General features: G+C 70.4%; 3 protein-coding genes. All 3 read left to right on the top strand.

Going from position 1 to position 2960, the window contains the following annotated elements; translation table 11 throughout:
- Nucleotides 1–1043, top strand: a 1043-nt coding sequence (locus AB1609_19775) for a hypothetical protein (GenBank protein ID MEW6048683.1), incomplete at its 5' end; no start/stop codon positions are given.
- Nucleotides 1044–1076: 33 nt separating this feature from the next.
- Nucleotides 1077–2204 (top strand): ParB N-terminal domain-containing protein, encoded by a 1128-nt coding sequence (locus AB1609_19770; GenBank protein ID MEW6048682.1) that lies wholly within the window; start codon nt 1077–1079, stop codon nt 2202–2204.
- Between the two features lie 70 nt (nt 2205–2274).
- On the top strand, nt 2275–2553 hold the full coding sequence (locus AB1609_19765; GenBank protein ID MEW6048681.1) for a hypothetical protein: 279 nt from the start codon (nt 2275–2277) through the stop codon (nt 2551–2553).
- The last annotated feature ends 407 nt before the right edge of the window (nt 2554–2960 follow it).

Below are 2960 nucleotides of genomic sequence, written 5' to 3'. Positions count from 1 at the left end.
GCTGCGACCACGCCTGGTATGAGGGCTACCAGCACGATTGCGCCGAGGCGCCCGGCATCGAGTGGCGGCCGACCACGAACCCCTGCCATGCCACCGCATGCGAGCGATGTAGCCGTCGCCACGCCGCCTATGAGCTTGAGCGCTGGGCCCCCGCCTTCTGGCAGGCGTATCCGGCCGGCCAACCCCTCACGGTGCTGGTCCTCATCACCCCGAACTGGGGTCCGCGGGAGACACGCCGGGCGATCACCCGGTTTCTGAAACGGCGCCCTGTCCAGCGGGCGCTCGGCCCGGTGGTCGGTTACTTGCACCCGGCTTCCGACGGGGTACGCGTCCACCTGCTCGTCCGGCAGACAGTGCTGCAACACCTGAGAGTGCTTCTCAAGGCGTGGCAGGCCATCGTCCCCGGGGGGTGGATATCGACCCGGCGGCCGGCCCCGGACGACGCCTTCGAGGCCGCTGTCCACCTGCGTCACGAAGCCGAGCAGGCCCTCTTTTTGCTGGTGGCTGAAGGCGCGCTCGACCCGAATCAGGCCCGTCGATGGCTCGAAGAGGAGCTCGGCGACGACGGGAAACCGCGCACGCACCGGATGGTGTTCAGCGCAGGCTTCCGCTCGTTGGCCGGTCCTCCCGCCCCAGCCGATGACACTGGCGCTCAGTCGGGGGGCGCGGAGACTTCGGCTATGTCGGCACAAGACCAGGACGTAGCCGAGAACTCCGCGGCGCCCGCCTCCGCAGAGGCTCCCTGCCCGGGCCCGGACGCCGCGCCAGCACCCTCCCGGCCCGATTGTCATCAGGATGCGCCGGCCGGTTCACCCCAGCCCCCGAGCCCGTCGGCACCTGTTCAGTCGCCGGCCTCCCAGCACCCGCCCCACGACGCCGGCGAACCCTGCCGTCTCGGGCACGCCAACTGCCGGGTTCGGCGGCTGGAACGGCCAGCACTCCGGCCGTGGTGGGAAGTGGAAGAGATGGTTGAGACAGGGAAAGCCCACCGCGTCCAGACCGCCGACGGCGCCCAGGTCGTCTACGAGCCGACCGGAGGCTAGCCCTATAGCGACCCCATGCAGAGGAGGGATGGCATGGCTCCGAACAAGACGCGGCCCGCCGCGCAAGCCGACCCGGGCGTGCCGGTCACCACGGTCCGGGTGGATGATCTCGTGCTGGATGACGCGAGGTTTCATGTCCGGGACGCGCTGGACGAGCCGACCGTGGAGCACTACCGCACGATCCTCAACCGGCTTCCGCCCATTCTGGTGGCCCGCCTGGGCAAGCAGCTGGTGCTGCTCGACGGCCGCCACCGGGTGGAGGCGGCTTCCCGGGAGGGTCGCCGGGAGCTGCCCGCCGTGGTCAAGGACCTTGACGAGCGGGAGGCGTTGCGGGAGGCGATCCGGGCCAATGCGAGAAACGGGCTTCCCCTCACGCTGGACGAGCGCAAGCGCGCCGCCGAGCGCTTGCTGAAGGCCTTTCCGGAAGCTTCTGACCGCAGCGTTGCCCATGATGTGGGCCTTTCGGACAAGACGGTAGGGGCGATCCGACAGGATCTGGAACGAACTGCGGAAATTCCGCGGTTGCCGGTCCGGGTCGGGCGGGACCGGAAGGTGCGCCGGGTGATCCAGCGCGAGTGCCCTGCGCCTGCACGACTGCGGCGCCACTCGCAACCTGAGCCTTCAGACGAACTCTCGGCGTCTGCGCTGGAGCCTGCCGAGGGGACCACGGCCGAGCAGGAGCCTGAGGACGCGGCGCGCCCCGCCGCGGCGACACCGGAGGCCGGCGCGACCGTCCCGCCAACAAGGCACCGGGAGCCCACCCCACTGCAGGCGGGGGTCAAGGAGGTACCAGGTGAGGAGCGCATCCCCGTCACGCTGGAGGTTGAGGAGCCGCGGGCTGAGGAGCCTGCGACGGCTTCAATGGGGGTCGGTTCCGCATCAGAGCTGGCGGAATCGAGGCCGGGTGACGCCGCAGCCTCGGTGGAGCTTCTGCGGGCCGCTGCCCGGTGGCTTCAGGCAGCGGCGGAAGCGCTGGCCGGGGTCGGCGAGGACGCAGACCTGCGCGCGGCCATCGAACAGGCCGCTCAGGCCGCCCTGGAGCTGTGGGAGGCGGTCAAGCGGCGGCTCGACCTGAAAGCCCAGCGGCCACTTCGGGACGATCACATCCAGCCACTGCGGCGCCATCTGGGGGGTTGGAAAGCAGCAGCCTCTTCGGACTGAGAGCGGATTTGACGGCGACGAACGAAAGGCATGCAGTCTCCTGTCCGGGAGAAGGGAAGGGGATGAGGCGATGGAGCATTCGAATGTCCGGCCGTGCCTTTCGGCCACGGTCCGCCCGGACGGAGCGGAGTCAACGCCAGGTAACACCCAGGCCCGGCGGCCGGATCCCGACTACCTGCTGCTCGGCCAGCGGGTGCGGGTCCGCCTGCGGGGCGGGCAAGAGGTCGTGGGGCAGCTCGTCGGCCTCAGCCGCTACAACCTGGTGATCGTGGCGACGCAGGGGCGGATGGTCGTTTACAAACACGCCGTCGACTGGCTGGTGCCGGAACCTACCGAAAAGGGCCGGTAGGCCGCAACCGGCCCCGCCGCCGGGGAGAGCGCCGACCGCCTCCGCGGGCCTTCGCCTCTCTCCGGTTTCGAATCCCACGGGACGCACGAGTACGAACCGGCCATCCGTGCGCACCACGGGACGGCGCCCACGGGACGAAGCACAGGCGGTAGCGAAGCGGTGGTCGCCAGAATGGCGGGGCCACTGGACGAGGGCAGAGGTCGTTCGCCGAGGTCACGGAATGAGGCACACGGGGCCCGAGGAGGGCCACCCACGAGACCCAACAGGGGGCATCCACGAGACACGAGGGCCCCGTCGCGCTCCCGGGCCATCCCTCCGCTGCAAGCCCCAGCCCGCCGGCCGCGACGAAGGATGACGACGAGAGAGGAGATCGCCGGTCGTCCTCTCGGTCGCTCGCTCTGTCGCCC

Source organism: Bacillota bacterium, from assembly GCA_040754675.1.
Taxonomy (GTDB): domain Bacteria; phylum Bacillota; class Limnochordia; order Limnochordales; family Geochordaceae; genus Geochorda.
Note: the sequence above shows the minus strand (reverse complement) of the source record. Positions and strands in the feature narration are given on the sequence as shown.